This window comes from Staphylococcus sp. IVB6181, assembly GCF_025561445.1.
In the GTDB taxonomy this organism is placed as follows: Bacteria; Bacillota; Bacilli; order Staphylococcales; family Staphylococcaceae; genus Staphylococcus; species Staphylococcus simulans_B.
In genome coordinates this window covers 2,269,059-2,285,183 of the sequence record NZ_CP095096.1, presented here as the reverse complement: position 1 = coordinate 2,285,183, position 16,125 = coordinate 2,269,059, and the positions used below count along the sequence as shown (strand labels likewise).

General features: G+C 36.5%; 14 protein-coding genes and 1 tRNA gene. 9 read left to right on the top strand and 6 right to left on the bottom strand.

The window, feature by feature from the left end; genetic code table 11:
* Window positions 1-48: 48 nt before the first annotated feature.
* From MUA90_RS11200 to MUA90_RS11190, 3 genes are all read right to left on the bottom strand, one after another.
* Entirely contained in the window at window positions 49-1,230 is a 1,182-nt protein-coding gene (locus MUA90_RS11200; RefSeq protein ID WP_262586950.1) for an MFS transporter, read from the bottom strand.
* A 302-nt stretch (window positions 1,231-1,532) separates the two neighbouring features.
* Window positions 1,533-2,849 carry a branched-chain amino acid transport system II carrier protein gene (brnQ, locus tag MUA90_RS11195; protein ID WP_262586948.1) on the bottom strand — a complete coding sequence of 439 codons (1,317 nt, stop codon included), beginning with the start codon at window positions 2,847-2,849 and terminating at the stop codon, window positions 1,533-1,535.
* 279 nt (window positions 2,850-3,128) lie between these two features.
* Window positions 3,129-3,200 (bottom strand) — tRNA-Arg (locus MUA90_RS11190).
* A 148-nt stretch (window positions 3,201-3,348) separates the two neighbouring features.
* On the opposite strand from MUA90_RS11190, the gene clpP reads away from it, so the two are divergent.
* On the top strand, window positions 3,349-3,933 hold the full coding sequence (gene clpP, locus MUA90_RS11185) for an ATP-dependent Clp endopeptidase proteolytic subunit ClpP (protein ID WP_002481561.1): 585 nt from the start codon (window positions 3,349-3,351) through the stop codon (window positions 3,931-3,933).
* A 29-nt stretch (window positions 3,934-3,962) separates the two neighbouring features.
* Here clpP and MUA90_RS11180 read toward each other — a convergent pair whose 3' ends face one another.
* Both MUA90_RS11180 and MUA90_RS11175 read right to left on the bottom strand, forming a co-directional pair.
* Window positions 3,963-4,181, bottom strand: coding sequence for a hypothetical protein (locus tag MUA90_RS11180; RefSeq protein WP_262586946.1), 219 nt, complete (start codon window positions 4,179-4,181; stop codon window positions 3,963-3,965).
* Window positions 4,182-4,280: 99 nt separating this feature from the next.
* On the bottom strand, window positions 4,281-5,183 hold the full coding sequence (locus MUA90_RS11175; RefSeq protein WP_114603803.1) for a TIGR01777 family oxidoreductase: 903 nt from the start codon (window positions 5,181-5,183) through the stop codon (window positions 4,281-4,283).
* A gap of 582 nt (window positions 5,184-5,765) precedes the next feature.
* Here MUA90_RS11175 and MUA90_RS11170 point away from each other — a divergent pair.
* Entirely contained in the window at window positions 5,766-6,530 is a 765-nt protein-coding gene (locus MUA90_RS11170) for a hypothetical protein (protein WP_262586944.1), read from the top strand.
* 171 nt (window positions 6,531-6,701) lie between these two features.
* Here the strand turns inward: MUA90_RS11170 and MUA90_RS11165 are convergent, their stop codons facing one another.
* Complete coding sequence (locus MUA90_RS11165; protein ID WP_114603801.1) at window positions 6,702-6,932, bottom strand: hypothetical protein; 231 nt, start codon at window positions 6,930-6,932, stop codon at window positions 6,702-6,704.
* Between the two features lie 301 nt (window positions 6,933-7,233).
* Between MUA90_RS11165 and MUA90_RS11160 the strand changes: the two genes are divergently transcribed.
* The 7 genes from MUA90_RS11160 (at window position 7,234) to MUA90_RS11130 (ending at window position 16,037) form a co-directional block, all read left to right on the top strand.
* Complete coding sequence (locus tag MUA90_RS11160) at window positions 7,234-8,253, top strand: sugar-binding transcriptional regulator (RefSeq protein ID WP_114603800.1); 1,020 nt, start codon at window positions 7,234-7,236, stop codon at window positions 8,251-8,253.
* Between the two features lie 59 nt (window positions 8,254-8,312).
* On the top strand, window positions 8,313-9,320 hold the full coding sequence (gene gap, locus MUA90_RS11155; RefSeq protein WP_105993584.1) for a type I glyceraldehyde-3-phosphate dehydrogenase: 1,008 nt from the start codon (window positions 8,313-8,315) through the stop codon (window positions 9,318-9,320).
* A 270-nt stretch (window positions 9,321-9,590) separates the two neighbouring features.
* Window positions 9,591-10,781: a phosphoglycerate kinase gene (locus MUA90_RS11150; protein ID WP_105993585.1), complete on the top strand. Its 1,191-nt coding sequence runs from the start codon at window positions 9,591-9,593 to the stop codon at window positions 10,779-10,781.
* A 39-nt stretch (window positions 10,782-10,820) separates the two neighbouring features.
* On the top strand, window positions 10,821-11,582 hold the full coding sequence (gene tpiA, locus MUA90_RS11145; RefSeq protein WP_262586939.1) for a triose-phosphate isomerase: 762 nt from the start codon (window positions 10,821-10,823) through the stop codon (window positions 11,580-11,582).
* Between the two features lies 1 nt (window position 11,583).
* On the top strand, window positions 11,584-13,101 hold the full coding sequence (gene gpmI, locus MUA90_RS11140; protein WP_262586938.1) for a 2,3-bisphosphoglycerate-independent phosphoglycerate mutase: 1,518 nt from the start codon (window positions 11,584-11,586) through the stop codon (window positions 13,099-13,101).
* 93 nt (window positions 13,102-13,194) lie between these two features.
* Window positions 13,195-14,499, top strand: a complete 1,305-nt coding sequence (gene eno / locus MUA90_RS11135; RefSeq protein WP_262586936.1) for a surface-displayed alpha-enolase — start codon at window positions 13,195-13,197, stop codon at window positions 14,497-14,499.
* 218 nt (window positions 14,500-14,717) lie between these two features.
* On the top strand, window positions 14,718-16,037 hold the full coding sequence (locus MUA90_RS11130) for an ISL3 family transposase (RefSeq protein ID WP_262586934.1): 1,320 nt from the start codon (window positions 14,718-14,720) through the stop codon (window positions 16,035-16,037).
* The last annotated feature ends 88 nt before the right edge of the window (window positions 16,038-16,125 follow it).

The window sequence follows — 16,125 nt, the reverse complement described above, 5'->3', positions numbered from 1 at the left end:
ACAATCAGGAAAGTGCAGTCTTCTTTTAGTGTTTTATGGGTTTTATCTCTATTCTGTTACACTTTTCTTCGGAATCCAAAGGGCAATGAAGAAGCCGATAAAGTTAACCAGCGATAATAAGATAAACATCATTTTAAATGAATGCAAGTGACTCATCAGCTGCATAGAAAGTACCGGCGCAATCGCTGTACCGATAAATAACATGAAGGTATTGATAGATAAATAGAAACCTTTATCTTTCACTGTAAGCAAGCCGATTTGCGAAATCACAGAAGGGATGACAAATGCGATACCTGCAACAAAGATGACACTGAAGATAGTGATAATCAAGATATTGTGTGTCAGCCCCATGAATATCATAGAGATGCCTGCTGTGAGCAAAGCGATTAAGATAATGCGTTTAACACCTAAATGGTCACTGAGACGTCCGGCAAATAATGCCAGCAGCATACCGATAAGTCCAAACAGTTTAACAGTAGAGATTGTTGTTAAGTCTGCATTAATCGGATTTGAAGTCAGATATTCATTTAAGAGTGTATACATAGAAACAAATGAAGTTAAGATTGTCAGTGATACGAAGAAGCATAATACAATGCCTTTATAGTCAAAGATATGGCGCATATTTTTAAAGAATACCGAAAACTTCGTATCAGGCATGTGATAAGGGCTTTTAGGAATGGATTTATAAATCCATAAGATAAGCAAGAGATAAACGATTGTCAGAATAAAGTAAACCACACGCCAACTTGTATGCGCAGCGATAATATCACTCAAGTTTTGTCCTAAAACTCCTGAAAGCATAAAACTTGTACTGATAAAGCTGATTGCTGTAACACGCTTAGTAATCGGGAATACTTCTGTCACATATGTTAATGAGACCGGAGAGAAACTAGCGGCCGCAATACCTTGAATAACACGTACAATCAATAATAAAGCGAAGCTGTGGATAAAGCCAATCGCTAATGTGGTCAATGTCAGCAAGGCTAAGCCGACGAGTATGACTTTTTTCTTTCCGAATTTATCTGCGATAATACCGTAAAACATACAACTGACAGAATAGGAAACTGAAAAGACAACGCCGATTAAAGTAGTTGCACTTTCAGTCAGATGCAATTCTTCGCCCATAATCGGCATGAGCGGAATCGCAGAATACAAACTGCACATCACAGCAATACCTGAGATAAAGAAGACTGTGGTAATCAAGTTGTAATTAAATGATTGTTGTTTCAAGATAAACCTCCCTTTCTTTGAATAGATTAAATAGTTGATAGAGAATATATAAACAGACAAATAAAAAATGACATCATCATGCCATAAGAAATTTGTAAATCAATGAATCTAAATGTTTAAAACAGTGAAAAAAGGTCTGATTTCAGACAACCTTTGTTTTCACCTTTAAATTGCATTGTTAATTTTAACACATTTAATCGAGAATTAAATAGAAAGGGTTGATATTGAAATATTGTGACAATAGCAAGGGGCCAAAGCATAAAAAAGACCTTTCCTTAATGAAAAGGAAAGGCATTAAATTATTATGATGCGGTTGTGCTCGATTGTGTCTGTTTCTTATTACGTATAAAGTCGATGATCATACCAATCAGTGTTAAAGCGATAAATGGGAATAACCAAGCAAGACCTAAATCAGATAAAGGTAATTTTTGGTAAACCGCATTTAAAGGTTTGATAAGTTTAAAGGTATTGAAAATTTCAAGTACTGAAATGACCAATGTTGAAATGGTTGGTAAGATATAAGCGACTTTCAAGTGTGTCGGAATAGCAATTGCGAAGAGCGAAATCAACACTAACACAATTGAAATCGGATAAATAAATGTCAGTAAAGGTACTGCGATTTGTAATATCATATCTAGTCCTAGAATAGATATTAAGAAACCGACTAACGCAAATGAAACGACATATGTTTTATACGGAATTTTAGGGAACTTCTTCATACCGAAAGCGGCACTTGCGTTCACTAAACCAATACATGTTGTTAAACAAGCTAAGATGACAATCATACCGAATAAGATGTTTCCGAACGCACCGAACAAGCGGACTGAATTGTATGTTAAGATGCTTGCGCCGTTTTCAAAGCCTGGCTTGCTCGTTGTAATTCCTAAGTAAGCCAATGAGAAGTAGATTACTGTTAACAATACAGCTGATATTAAGCCTGAAAGTATCACGTTCTTCACAATCTTCTTGCTGTCAGTTAAGCCTGCAAGTTTAAAACTTTGTACAATAACAACTGAGAATGCCAATGCGGCAACTAAGTCCATTGTGTAATAACCTTCTAAAATACCAGAAACGAATGGTGCTTTTTCATATTTCCCGTGCGGTTGTCCTACAGGACCTTCTGGATTAACAATTGCTCCGATACATAATGCCCCGATAATGATTAATAGTGCGGGTGTTAAAATTTTACCTAAATTATCGACCATTTTAGTTGGATATAAGGCGATAAGTCCTACAACGATAAAGAAAACCAATGAGAATCCAACTAGTGTCCATGTATTATGGATAGGGATAATAGATTTCGCCCCGATTTCGTAAGCTACGTTTGCGGCACGTGGAATACCGTAAAGTGCTCCGATTGATAAATATATACATACAGCAAATATAAACCCAAATTTTGGATGGACACGGTTCCCGATAAATTCAACGCCTCCATCATAATAGGCAATGACAATCACTGTGATAAAAGGCATTAAAATACCTGTTATCGCAAAGCCTGTCATGCCAGTCCACATATTGCTTTGCGCGGTATAACCGAGCATAGGCGGGAAGATCAAGTTGCCTGCCCCAAAGAATAATGAGAAGAGCATTAAACCTGATACTAGTATTACTTTTTTCATATTAACCTCCTGGTGTTGCAAATCTTTCTCTATTTACAAAAATTTCTGACAATTTATGTAGATAAATTTCTATCAAACATATAAACTTTAACATATTTCCAAATATTAGAAAAGAGAATTTTTTTGAAAATTTAAAAGACATTAGAGCCAGTTAATAGAGAAATCAAAATAAATGGGCGAATCAAGAAGAAATAGGTGCATCAGCTTGGGATTTAACGCTGTATTTTCCAACAGACAAAAGAAAAGCCCTTAAACAAAGTGTTTAAAGGCTTAAAATTACCCCCTCGAAGGGAATCGAACCCCTATTTCAAGAACCGGAATCTTACGTGTTATCCATTACACTACGAGGGGTAAATATTAGCATGCAATTAATAGTGTACCTTTATCGGTTAGAGTGGTCAATATAGTCAATTTGAGAAGTATGAGTTTTATTTTTGACCATTTTTGACTTTTGGGTTAAAATAAAGATAATTCATTAAAAGTACAAGGAGGAAATAGAATGAATTTAATTCCTACAGTAATTGAAACAACAAATCGCGGCGAACGTGCTTATGACATTTACTCAAGATTGTTGAAAGACCGTATTATTATGTTAGGTTCAGCAATTGATGATAACGTAGCAAACTCAATCGTATCACAATTGTTATTCTTACAAGCACAAGATGCTGAAAAAGATATTTATCTTTATATCAATTCACCAGGCGGCAGTGTAACAGCTGGTTTCGCTATTTATGATACAATTCAACACATTAAACCTGATGTACAAACAATCTGCATCGGTATGGCAGCATCAATGGGTTCATTCTTGCTTGCTGCAGGTGCGAAAGGCAAACGCTTTGCTTTACCGAACGCTGAAGTAATGATTCACCAACCACTTGGCGGTGCACAAGGTCAAGCAACAGAAATCGAAATTGCTGCGACACACATCTTAAAAACACGTGCTAAATTAAACAAAATCTTATCTGAACGTACAGGTCAATCTATCGAACAAATCGAAAAAGATACTGATCGCGATAACTTCTTAACAGCAGATGAAGCGAAAGAATACGGCTTAATCGACGAAGTTATGCAACCTGAAAAATAAGATATTCAAGCATAAAGAAAGTTCCGGCATTATTGCTCCGGAACTTTTTTTGTGTCTTTCTTATTTTGCTTTTGATACATAACGAAATTGTAGACTGCCCATCCTAATATAATGATGCCGCTAACCAGATAGAAACATGCAATATACAGAGAAGGGATGGCGCGTGTCATTGAGAAGCTGCCGATACAGATTAACAGTATCGCAGCAATCATAAGTAATATTCGTGTTACCATACTACTTTTATCCATTGATCCACCTTCATTCAAAAACAATCTTGCTTTTAGTTTGTTTAAGTGAGTGCTGCTTGTTAAATAAACGCTCACAATTCAAATCTATTATATCTCTTTTTACTCATGAACTAAACTATCTAAAGCTGATTTCAAGTTAGGGTAGGCGAATTGGAAACCATATGCGTCTAAGCGGTTAGGAATCGCTTTTTGTGTGTCTAATATAATAGTTGCTCTTTGGCCTAATACTAGACGTAATAATGCACTCGGTACCCATGTTTCGTGCGGTTTATGCATTGCACGTGCAAGGGTATAGCCGAATAAGTTTTGACGTTCTGCGACAGGTGTTGTCATATTAAATACACCAGAAGCTTCGTCTTTATTGATTAAGAATAAAATGGCACGTGTTAAATCTGTGATGTGGATCCATGAATACCATTGGAAACCAGTGCCGAGTTTACCGCCTGCATAAAAACGATAAGGCAATTCCATCATCGGAAGCGCGCCGCCTTCATCTGACAGCACCATTCCGAAACGGCCGATAATAACACGTGTTTGATGCTGTTCGAATTTACGTGCAAATCGTTCCCATTGATAGGTAATATCTGATAGGAAATCATGCGGATCACACTGTGATAATTCAGTATAAGTGCGGTGAACATCAGGTCTGTAATAACCGACTGCACTGGCATTAAATAAAATTTCCGGGAATTTCCCTTTATGCTCAAACAGTTCATATAGTGCTTGTGTTGCTTGGATACGGCTTAACATTAAGGTTTGTTTATATTCGTCTGTCCATCTTTTGTTTAAAGTCGCACCTGCTAAATTGATAACGATATCAATATGATCAGGGACTTTATCTTCCCAGCCTTCTTTGTTCCAGTTAATATAGGTGATTTTCTCATCTAAGTTCTGACGATCTTGACGTGTCAAAATCGTAATGTGGGAGTCTGTGTTATGAATGGCATCAACTAAATGACTGCCTACCAAACCTGTACCGCCTGTAATTAGAAACTGCTTCATTACCTTTCACCTCATTAATAGTAATCATCATCAATTATAACAATGGATGTTCAGATTGTAGAAATTCTAAACATTCAATGATTATTCAATATTTAGTCATTAATATGTCAAGATAATCTAAATAATCTCGTTTAAATCACTTTTAGAAAAGTTATAATAGAAGTACCTTCGGAATTAATTAAACATCTCTTAATTAAAAATAGTATACCCCATAATATACATGCGAAGGTGAAATTTTGACTCCCTTTAGTTTTGGGCCTATGCGAGCAGCGTATAGGTTCATTATTTTTGTCTTCTTCCATTGATTGATGATGTTATTATAACAATCTTACTGTTATTAATCACTTGTATTGGATTTTAATGTTTCATTCCTTCAACTTGTAGATATTCTCAATATATAAAAAATCAATTGTTTGCCAACTAAAATGATGTATCCCTTGTGTGAAAATGTTATGATAAATAAATGAATACAGCGAAGAAATATTAGTGAAGTTATCAAGAAACGGGTAATAGATATTATCGTGAGAAAACACACTTGTACTTATATGAGAAAAAGAAATGAGACTGAAAAGAGGAGAGCGCATGTCTAACAATAAAATGAGTAGACTCGCAAAGATAGTGAGTTCTATCATCGTCATAATATTATTGTTTGGTTTAGCGTTTGCTACATTTGCTTTTGTAGATAATAACAAAAAAAGCAGCGAACGCTATAGTCAGCAGCAAAAGAAAGAGAAACAAGAGAAAAAAGAACATGCTGAGAAGAAAAAGAAAGAAGAAAAGCAAAAGCGCGAACAAGAATTAGAAGAACAAAGACAACAAGAAATTGCGAATCAGCAAGCTGCAGAACAGCAGCGTCAAAATGAAATCAATGCACAACGCGAGCAACAGCGCCAACAAGAACAAGCGCGTCAAAACGCTGCGGCACAAAAACAAGCTGAAAAACAACAAGACGACAAACAGAAAAAAGCTCAAGAAGCAGCACAAAAACAAAGAGAACAAGCTAGCAAAGAAGCAGCAGAAAAACAAAAAGCACAGCAAGAAGCACAACAAAAACGACAAGAAGAGGCACAAAAACAAGCACAAAAGCAAGCACAAGAACAAGCTCAAAAACAAAGAGAAGAAGCTGCACAACAGAGAGAACGTGCACAAGAACAAGCAAAACAAGAACAAAGCCAACGCAGCAGCCAATCTTCTCAACAACCCAGGCCAGGGCAAGAACAGCAGTCAAAACCAGTAAACGAATCTCAAAGCTCACAGCCTAAACCATCTGCACCGCAGCAAAATTCTCAATCTAATCAATCATCAAGTTCAAATCAATCAAGCCAAAGCAGCTCAGATGATGATTAATACAATTTTAAATAGTTAATGATAAGGCAGGAAGCTGATGTTTCCTGTCTTTTTTATGGCTGAAAATATTTGTAATGATTAATGAAAGGCATGAAGCGGGTATGTGATATATATCAGAAAAAAAGCAACCAAGCTGTGACTTGATTGCCTTAATATTTAAAATAAGTTGATTTAAGACATCAGGCTGATGAGCCAAGTGATGATTAATGCGATGACAGCGACTGCTGGAAGGCATCCGCATCCAAATGGCGTGCAGCCGAAGGAATAGTATTTTATCTTTCTGTCGTTTTCAAAGCGTGAACGCTGTTGTTCTTCTGGACTGCGGTTAAAATAGGAATCATCTTTGTATCTTGGATCATCAGGATCAATAACTTCTGGTTTATCATCATTATTATGAGTCAATCAGATACCCTCCTTTGTTAACCTCATTATAATAGAGAAGCTTCAGAAAATATATTTAAAAGAAATGAGGTTTTCAGATGATTTTTCTTTGAAGAAAAGGGTATAATGTAGATAAGGTAGTAGTGTTGTTTGCAACAATATATTGAACAACTCACCTTAGTTAATCTTAAAGCTTGCTTTTTATATCAGATGATAGTATTATGACAATTGTAAGAGATGTTATTTTTTGTCCCACCTGGGACTAAAAACGTCAAAGTGTGGTTGCATGCTGACCCTTAAAGAAAAAGAGGAGGAAATAGTAGTGGAAGACTTGCTTAAAGTCCAACAGAAATTGATTCCTGAGCTTGTCGAAAAAATGTACCGAAGATTTACTATACTCACTACTATCAAAATGCACCAGCCAGTCGGAAGAAGAAGCTTAAGCGAATTTATGAATTTGACTGAGCGTGTATTGAGATCAGAAACAAACACTTTGAAAAAGCAAGAGCTCATCAAAGTAAAACCGACAGGCATGGAATTGACTGCTGAAGGCGAAGCTTTGATTGAAGAGTTGGAATCTTATTTCGATATGTATTCTGATGGGTATCATTTGGCACAGTTGGTAAAAGAACGTTATCAAATCAAGAACGTTTTTGTTGTACCGGGTGATACAGATATGGATAGTGCTGTAAAGAAAGAAATGGGCAGTCAAGCAGGACAATTGTTAGAACGTACATTTTATAATGATGCTATCGTATCTATCACCGGCGGCTCTACAATGGCTGCTGTGAGCGAATCAATGCATATACTGCCGTTTAAAACTTTCTATGTCCCAGCAAGAGGGGGACTAGGAGAAAACGTAGTTTATCAGGCCAATACTATCGCAGCAAGTATGGCACAACAAACAGGCGGCGATTATACAACACTCTATGTTCCTGACAATGTCAGCGAATCCACATACGAGATGTTGCTGCAAGAGCCATCTGTTAGAAACACATTAGATTTAATCAAACAATCCAATATAACGGTTCACGGCATTGGTGATGCGCTGAAAATGGCAAACAGACGCCATTCGTCAAAAAGTGTGATTGAAAAGCTTCATCATCACAATGCAGCAGGAGAAGCGTTTGGATATTATTTCGATAATGAAGGCAATATCGTTCACAAAGTGAAAACGATAGGACTTCAAATGGAAGATTTAGTATCAAAAGAATATATTTTTGCTGTAGCGGGCGGTGCTTCAAAAGGAGATGCAATCAGAGCATATCTTTCTATCGCTCCTAAAAACACCATCTTAATTACAGATGAAGGTGCAGCAAGAAATATTGTTCAATCACAATGAATTTAGTTTAAAAAAGTGACTTCACTTTTTAACAATATCTTTTAAAGGAGGCCATAATAATGGCAGTAAAAGTAGCAATTAATGGTTTTGGTAGAATCGGTCGTTTAGCATTCAGAAGAATTCAAGATGTTGAAGGTATCGACGTAGTAGCAGTAAACGACTTAACAGACGATGAAATGTTAGCACACTTATTAAAATATGATACTATGCAAGGACGTTTCACTGAAGAAGTTGAAGTTGTAGATGGCGGATTCCGCGTGAATGGTAAAGAAGTTAAATCATTCGAACAACCAGATGCAAGCAAATTACCTTGGAAAGATTTAGGAATCGACGTAGTATTAGAATGTACTGGATTCTATACTAGCAAAGAAAAAGCACAAGCTCACATCGATGCAGGTGCTAAAAAAGTATTAATCTCTGCACCAGCAACTGGTGATCTTAAAACAATCGTTTACAACGTAAACAACCAAACTTTAGACAGCAATGACACAATCGTTTCAGGTGCTTCATGTACTACAAACTCACTTGCTCCAGTAGCAAAAGTTTTAAATGACAGCTTCGGTTTAGTAGAAGGTTTCATGACTACTATCCACGCTTACACTGGTGACCAAAATACTCAAGACGGTCCACACAGAAAAGGCGACAAACGTCGTGCACGTGCAGCAGCTCAAAACATCGTTCCAAACTCAACTGGTGCTGCTAAAGCAATCGGTAAAGTAATTCCTGAAATCGACGGAAAATTAGACGGTGGCGCTCAACGTGTTCCTGTAGCAACTGGTTCATTAACTGAATTAACTGTTGTATTAGACAAAGACGCTACAGTAGAAGACATCAACGCAGCTATGAAAGCAGCTTCAAACGAATCATTCGGTTACACTGAAGACGAAATCGTATCTTCTGACGTAGTTGGTATGACATTCGGTTCATTATTCGACGCAACTCAAACTCGTGTAATGACTGTATCTGGTCGTCAATTAGTTAAAGTTGCAGCTTGGTACGATAACGAAATGTCTTACACTGCACAATTAGTACGTACTTTAGAATACCTTATCAAAGACGTAAAATAATTGATCAACACTGATATGAAATAAGGTCTGAATTTAACAAGCGGTAATGTGTTGTTGAAATTCAATGACCAGCTTATGAGTAAGCGGGGAGGCACATACGCTTCTCCGCTTATTTTCATTAAGTACATGGTTATTAGAGTTAATATTTTCAGAAAGATGAAATTTTTCATTGGATTCTGTTAATATATCTGCAATATTTGTGCCCATATGCTAACCTCAAATTACAGACATTTTATATATTCGTGCTTTTATCCAAAGGAGGAAGTTTTGATGGCAAAAAAACATGTATCTGATTTAGATTTAAAAGGTAAAGTCGTTTTAGAACGTGCAGATTTTAACGTACCTTTAAAAGATGGAGAAATTACAAACGATAACCGTATCGTTCAAGCATTACCAACTATTGAGTATATTCTTGAACAAGGCGGAAAATTAGTTTTATTCTCTCACTTAGGCAAAGTTAAAGAAGAAAGCGATAAAGAAAAATTAACACTTAAACCTGTAGCAGTTCGTTTAAGCGAAAAATTAGGCAAAGATGTTAAATTTGTTCCGCAAACACGCGGTAAAGAATTAGAAGACGCAATCGCTGCATTAAATGAAGGCGATGTGCTTTTAGTTGAAAATACACGTTTCGAAGATTTAGACGGTAAAAAAGAATCTAAAAACGATCCTGAATTAGGCAAATACTGGGCTTCATTAGGCGATGTATTCGTAAATGACGCATTTGGTACTGCTCACCGTTCTCACGCTTCAAACGTAGGTATTGCTTCTAACTTAGAAAGTGCTGCTGGAGATTTGATGGAAAAAGAAATCAAATTTATCGGCGGTGTTGTCAACAACCCTGACAAACCAGTTGTTGCTATCTTAGGCGGAGCTAAAGTTTCTGATAAAATCGGTGTAATTGAAAATTTATTGAATGTTGCTGATAAAGTCTTAATCGGCGGCGGAATGGCTTACACATTCCTTAAAGCACAAGGTTACGAAATCGGTAAATCTTTATTAGAAGCAGACAAAGTCGACTTCGCTAAAGACTTATTAGAACGTGCCGGAGGAAAAATTGTATTACCAGTTGACGGTAAAGTAACAAAAGAATTCTCTAACGATTCTCCATACACTGTTGTAGGTATCGATGAAATTCCTGAAGATCAAGAAGCTTTAGATATCGGACCTAAAACTGTTGAGTTATTCAAAAAAGAATTAGAAGGTGCGCATACTGTAGTATGGAACGGACCTATGGGTGTATTCGAATTTGAAAACTACGCGCAAGGTACAATCGGCGTATGTGAAGCAATTGCAGAATTAAAAGACGCTACAACTATTATCGGCGGCGGCGACTCAGCAGCTGCAGCAATGATGCTTGGATTCGAAAAAGACTTCACGCATATTTCTACTGGCGGCGGTGCATCATTAGAATATCTTGAGGGTAAAGAATTACCAGGTATTGCATCAATTAGCGATAAATAAGCTGTAACATATTAATATAATTTCAAGGAGCGTTTTATAATGAGAAAACCAATTATTGCAGGTAACTGGAAAATGAATAAAACAGTGCAAGAGGCTAAAGATTTCGTAAATGCTTTACCTCAGTTGCCTGATACAAGCAAAGTTGAAGCAGTGATTTGTGCACCTACAATTCAATTAGATGCCTTAACTACAGCTGTTAAAGACGGCAAAGCTGAAGGTTTGAAAATCGGCGCAGAAAACACTTATTTCGAAGATAGCGGTGCTTTCACAGGAGAAACTTCTCCAGTAGCATTGGCTGATTTAGGTATTAAATATGTGATCATCGGTCACTCAGAACGCCGTGAATTATTCTTTGAAACTGACGAAGATGTAAATAAAAAAGCACACGCAGTATTCAACCATGGTATGACACCTATCATTTGCGTAGGTGAAACACTTGAACAACGTGAAGGCGGCAAAGCTGAATCAGTTGTTGCAGAACAAGTTAAAAAAGCAGTTGAAGGTTTATCAGATGATCAATTGAAACAAGTAGTGATTGCTTATGAACCAATCTGGGCAATCGGTACTGGTAAATCATCTACAGCGAAAGATGCAAACGAAATGAGTGCATTCATCCGCAAAACTGTAGCAGAACTTGCAAGCCAAGACGTAGCAGATGCAGTTCGCATCCAATACGGCGGCAGTGTTAAACCTAACAACATTGCAGAATATATGGCTGAATCAGATATCGACGGCGCTTTAGTCGGCGGTGCTTCATTAAAAGTTGAAGACTATGTAAAATTATTAGAAGGTGCTAAATAATATGGCGAAACAACCAACAGCATTAATCATCTTAGATGGTTTTGCAAATAGAGAAGATGTACATGGTAACGCAGTCAAACAAGCGTATAAACCAAACTTCGACCGTTATTATGAAAAATATCCTACAACTCAAATTGAAGCCAGCGGCTTAGAAGTAGGTCTTCCTGCTGGTCAAATGGGCAACTCAGAAGTAGGTCACATGAATATCGGTGCTGGACGTATTGTTTACCAAAGTTTAACACGCATTAACAAATCAATTGAAGACGGCGACTTCTTTGAAAATGAAGTGCTTAACGAAGCAATTGAACATGTTAAAGCGAACAATTCAGCATTGCACGTATTCGGATTGCTTTCAGACGGCGGTGTACACAGTCACTATACACACTTATTTGCAATCTTAGAATTAGCTAAAAAACAAGGACTTGATAAAGTCTATGTACATGGTTTCTTAGACGGCCGTGACGTGGATCAAAAATCTGCATTCAAATATGTCAAAGAAACTGAAGAAAAATTCAAAGAAATCGGCATTGGCCAATTCGCATCTATCTCAGGTCGTTATTATGCAATGGACCGTGATAAACGTTGGGAACGCGAACAAAAAGCGTACAATGCAATTCGTGACATCCATACACCTGAATATGCGACAGCAGAAGAAGGTATCGAAGCAAGTTATGAAGTAGGTTTAACTGACGAATTTATTATTCCATTCTCAATCAAAGAACAAAATGAAAGTGTTCAAGACGGGGATTCAGTTGTATTCTTCAACTTCCGTCCTGACAGAGCTGGACAACTTTCAGAAATCTTCACAAACAAAGATTTCAAAGGTTTTGAAGTTAACCAACCTAAAGATTTATTCTTTGCGACATTTACAAAATACAATGACCAAGTTGACGGTAAAGTTGTATTTGAAAAAGTTGATTTAAAACAAACTATCGGTGAAGTTGCAGAAGCAAACAATCTTAAACAATTAAGAATTGCTGAAACTGAAAAATACCCTCATGTTACTTACTTCATGAGCGGCGGACGCAACGAAGAGTTCGAAGGTGAACGTCGTATCCTTATCGATTCGCCTAAAGTTGCAACTTACGATTTAAAACCAGAAATGAGTGCATATGAAGTTAAAGATGCATTATTAGGGGAATTAGATAAAGGCGACTTAGATTTAATCATCTTGAACTTTGCGAACCCTGATATGGTAGGACACAGCGGTATGTTAGAACCTACTGTAAAAGCAATTGAAGCAGTAGATGAATGTTTAGGTGAAGTCGTTGATAAAATCTTGGATATGGGCGGCAATGCAATTATCACTGCTGACCACGGCAACTCTGACCAAGTTTTAACTGACGATGATCAACCAATGACAACACACACAACCAACCCGGTTCCTGTTATCGTAACTAAAGACGGCGTTGAATTACGCGAAACTGGAAAATTAGGCGACTTAGCACCGACATTACTTGATTTATTAGGTGTTAAACAACCTGAAGAAATGACTGGAGAGTCATTAATTAAACATTAATTGTTCACAATCAATATCGGATAATTAATTCATTTTTTAAGCAAGACAAGTTATAATATATATGAAAGCAATTATGAAAAGGAGATTATCAACATGCCAATTATTACAGATGTTTATGCTCGCGAAGTCTTAGATTCTCGCGGAAATCCAACAGTTGAAGTAGAAGTATTAACTGAAAGCGGTGCATTCGGTCGTGCGTTAGTACCATCAGGTGCATCTACAGGTGAATACGAAGCCGTAGAATTACGTGACGGTGACAAAAACCGTTACGGTGGTAAAGGTGTTACTAAAGCAGTTGAGAACGTAAACGAAATCATTGCTCCAGAGATTATTGAAGGCGAATTTTCAACATTAGATCAAGTATCTATCGACAAAATGATGATTCAATTAGACGGAACAGAAAACAAAGGTAAATTAGGTGCCAACGCTATTCTTGGTGTTTCTATCGCTGTTGCACGTGCTGCAGCTGACTTCTTAGGTCAACCGCTTTACAAATATTTAGGCGGATTCAATGGTAAACAATTACCAGTTCCTATGATGAACATCGTTAACGGTGGTTCTCACTCAGATGCGCCGATTGCATTCCAAGAATTCATGATTTTACCTGTTGGTGCTGACTCATTCAAAGAAGCATTACGCTGGGGTGCTGAAATCTTCCACAACTTAGCTAAACTTCTTAAAGGTCGCGGCTTAGAAACTGCAGTAGGTGATGAAGGTGGTTTCGCACCTAAATTCCACGGTACTGAAGATGCTGTAGACACTATCTTAGAAGCAATCAAAACTTCTGGTCTTGAACCAGGTAAAGACGTATTCTTAGGATTTGACTGTGCTGCTTCTGAATTCTACACAGACGGCGTTTACGACTACACTAAATTCGAAGGTGAAGGCGGCGCTAAACGTTCTTCAGCAGAACAAGTTGACTACTTAGAAGAATTAGTTAACAAATACCCAATCATTACTATCGAAGATGGTATGGACGAAGACGACTGGGATGGTTGGAAACAACTTACAGATCGTTTAGGTAAAAAAGTTCAATTAGTAGGTGACGACTTATTCGTTACTAACACTAAAAAATTATCTGAAGGTATCGAAAAAGGTATCGGTAACTCAATCTTAATCAAAGTTAACCAAATCGGTACTTTAACTGAAACATTTGACGCTATCCAAATGGCTCAAAAAGCAAACTACACAGCAGTTATCTCTCACCGTTCTGGTGAAACTGAAGATACTACAATTGCTGACATCGCAGTTGCTACAAATGCTGGTCAAATTAAAACAGGTTCATTATCAAGAACTGACCGTATCGCTAAATACAATCAATTGTTACGTATTGAAGACGAACTTTACGAAACAGCTGAATTTGACGGCATCCATTCTTTCTACAATTTAGACAAATAATTTAAGACTTACTGAAATTGAGTTCACGCAAAATTTAATTCAGTAACTGAAATAGGAAACTGTTAAGGCTTAAGTGCTTTGACAGTTTCTTTTTTTGTGGGTTCTTCATCTTTTATGGTGGGAAGGTAAAACTTCCCGCCTTTTTCGATACACAAAAAGCGCAATTGCCTCTATAATTTAAAGTGACCAAACCCAAATTAAAGGAGACAAGTGCGCCTATGTGTAATGATACATTAGAAATACTAAGAATAAAAGATAAAAATATCAAATTTGTTAGCCAAGATATTGATGTAATAGTAAAAGGAAAGAAGTCTACGGTTGTTAATGCTGTACTTACGTATAAGCCTTCGGCTTGTCCTTGCTGCGGAATTAAAAATGAAGGACAAATTCATAAGCATGGTAAACGAGTTTCTCGTATTACCTTGCTTAAAACTCAAGGCTATAATACATATCTAAACTTAGCCAAACAGCGCTTTAAGTGTTTAGAGTGTAATACAACTTTTACTGCTGAAACTGATGTCGTAGATAAGACACGATTTATTTCTAATTATGTGAATCAAAAAATAATTGAAGAAGCCACGAAAGTCAAAACAGAAATAGATACTGCAGAAGACAACTGTGTTTCTCCATCTACAGTACGTCGTATTCGAAATAAAGCAGTCAATACTTTACTTATCAAGCCTTTCGATAATCTACCTGAACATTTGGCAATGGATGAATTTAGAAGTGTAAAGAGTGTGACTGGCTTAATGAGTTTTATATTTATTAACAATGACACACATGAATTTCTAGATGTCTTAGAAAACAGAACTTCGGGTTATTTAAAAGCTTATTTTGAACGCTTTGATCGAAAAAATAGACTTAAAGTTAAAACAATTACCATTGATATGTTTGAACCCTATTTATTCTTATTTAAAAAGCTCTTTCCTAATGCATCTATAATCTTTGATAGATTTCATATCGTTCAGCACATGAATAGAGAGTTAAACTTCTATCGCAGAGAAGTAATGAATCGTTATAAAGACAAAGAAGGAAGGGAATACCCTGTTTTAAAGAACAAATGGAGACTTCTTTTAACAGACAAACGTAAACTCTTCATGATGGATGGTATTTGGGATGGTTCCTTTAGATGTTATAAAAAAGGTTATGATCTAGTGAATTTTATGCTTCAAACAGATGAAAAGTTAAAAAATTCATACGAACTAGTACATGATTTACGCGAAAGTTTAAAATTATGTAATTGGAAAGATTTTATCAATCGTTTGAACGACGTTGATAAAAACTCAATCAGTAAAAACATATGGAAAGTAGTAACATTTTTTAGAAAGCATCAAGAAATACTTCGAAATACGATTTACAATCCCTTATTAAATAACGGTGCAATCGAGGGTATTAACAATAAAATAAAGCTAATTAAGCGAATTTCATATGGATACAGAAGCTTTAATAACTTAAGAAACCGTATAATGCTGGTATTTAGTTTATTTAAAAACAAAAAGAAAAAGACAACCAGACCCGTACATCGGATGGTTGTCTAAATGATAGAATTCGAAGAATTCCAATCAAAATTAAGTTCTTTAAATTATTCACCCACCACAAATGGTGGAGAACCTTTTTGTGATGCTT

Bases quoted from the DNA above. Each gene is read 5' to 3' on its own strand.
- brnQ (WP_262586948.1), bottom strand. From the start codon at position 2,849: ATGAAAAAAGTAATACTAGTATCAGGTTTAATGCTCTTCTCATTATTC.
- clpP (WP_002481561.1), top strand. From the start codon at position 3,349: ATGAATTTAATTCCTACAGTAATTGAAACAACAAATCGCGGCGAACGT.
- MUA90_RS11180 (WP_262586946.1), bottom strand. From the start codon at position 4,181: ATGGATAAAAGTAGTATGGTAACACGAATATTACTTATGATTGCTGCG.
- MUA90_RS11175 (WP_114603803.1), bottom strand. From the start codon at position 5,183: ATGAAGCAGTTTCTAATTACAGGCGGTACAGGTTTGGTAGGCAGTCAT.
- MUA90_RS11170 (WP_262586944.1), top strand. From the start codon at position 5,766: ATGTCTAACAATAAAATGAGTAGACTCGCAAAGATAGTGAGTTCTATC.
- gap (WP_105993584.1), top strand. From the start codon at position 8,313: ATGGCAGTAAAAGTAGCAATTAATGGTTTTGGTAGAATCGGTCGTTTA.
- MUA90_RS11150 (WP_105993585.1), top strand. From the start codon at position 9,591: ATGGCAAAAAAACATGTATCTGATTTAGATTTAAAAGGTAAAGTCGTT.
- tpiA (WP_262586939.1), top strand. From the start codon at position 10,821: ATGAGAAAACCAATTATTGCAGGTAACTGGAAAATGAATAAAACAGTG.
- gpmI (WP_262586938.1), top strand. From the start codon at position 11,584: ATGGCGAAACAACCAACAGCATTAATCATCTTAGATGGTTTTGCAAAT.
- eno (WP_262586936.1), top strand. From the start codon at position 13,195: ATGCCAATTATTACAGATGTTTATGCTCGCGAAGTCTTAGATTCTCGC.
- MUA90_RS11130 (WP_262586934.1), top strand. From the start codon at position 14,718: ATGTGTAATGATACATTAGAAATACTAAGAATAAAAGATAAAAATATC.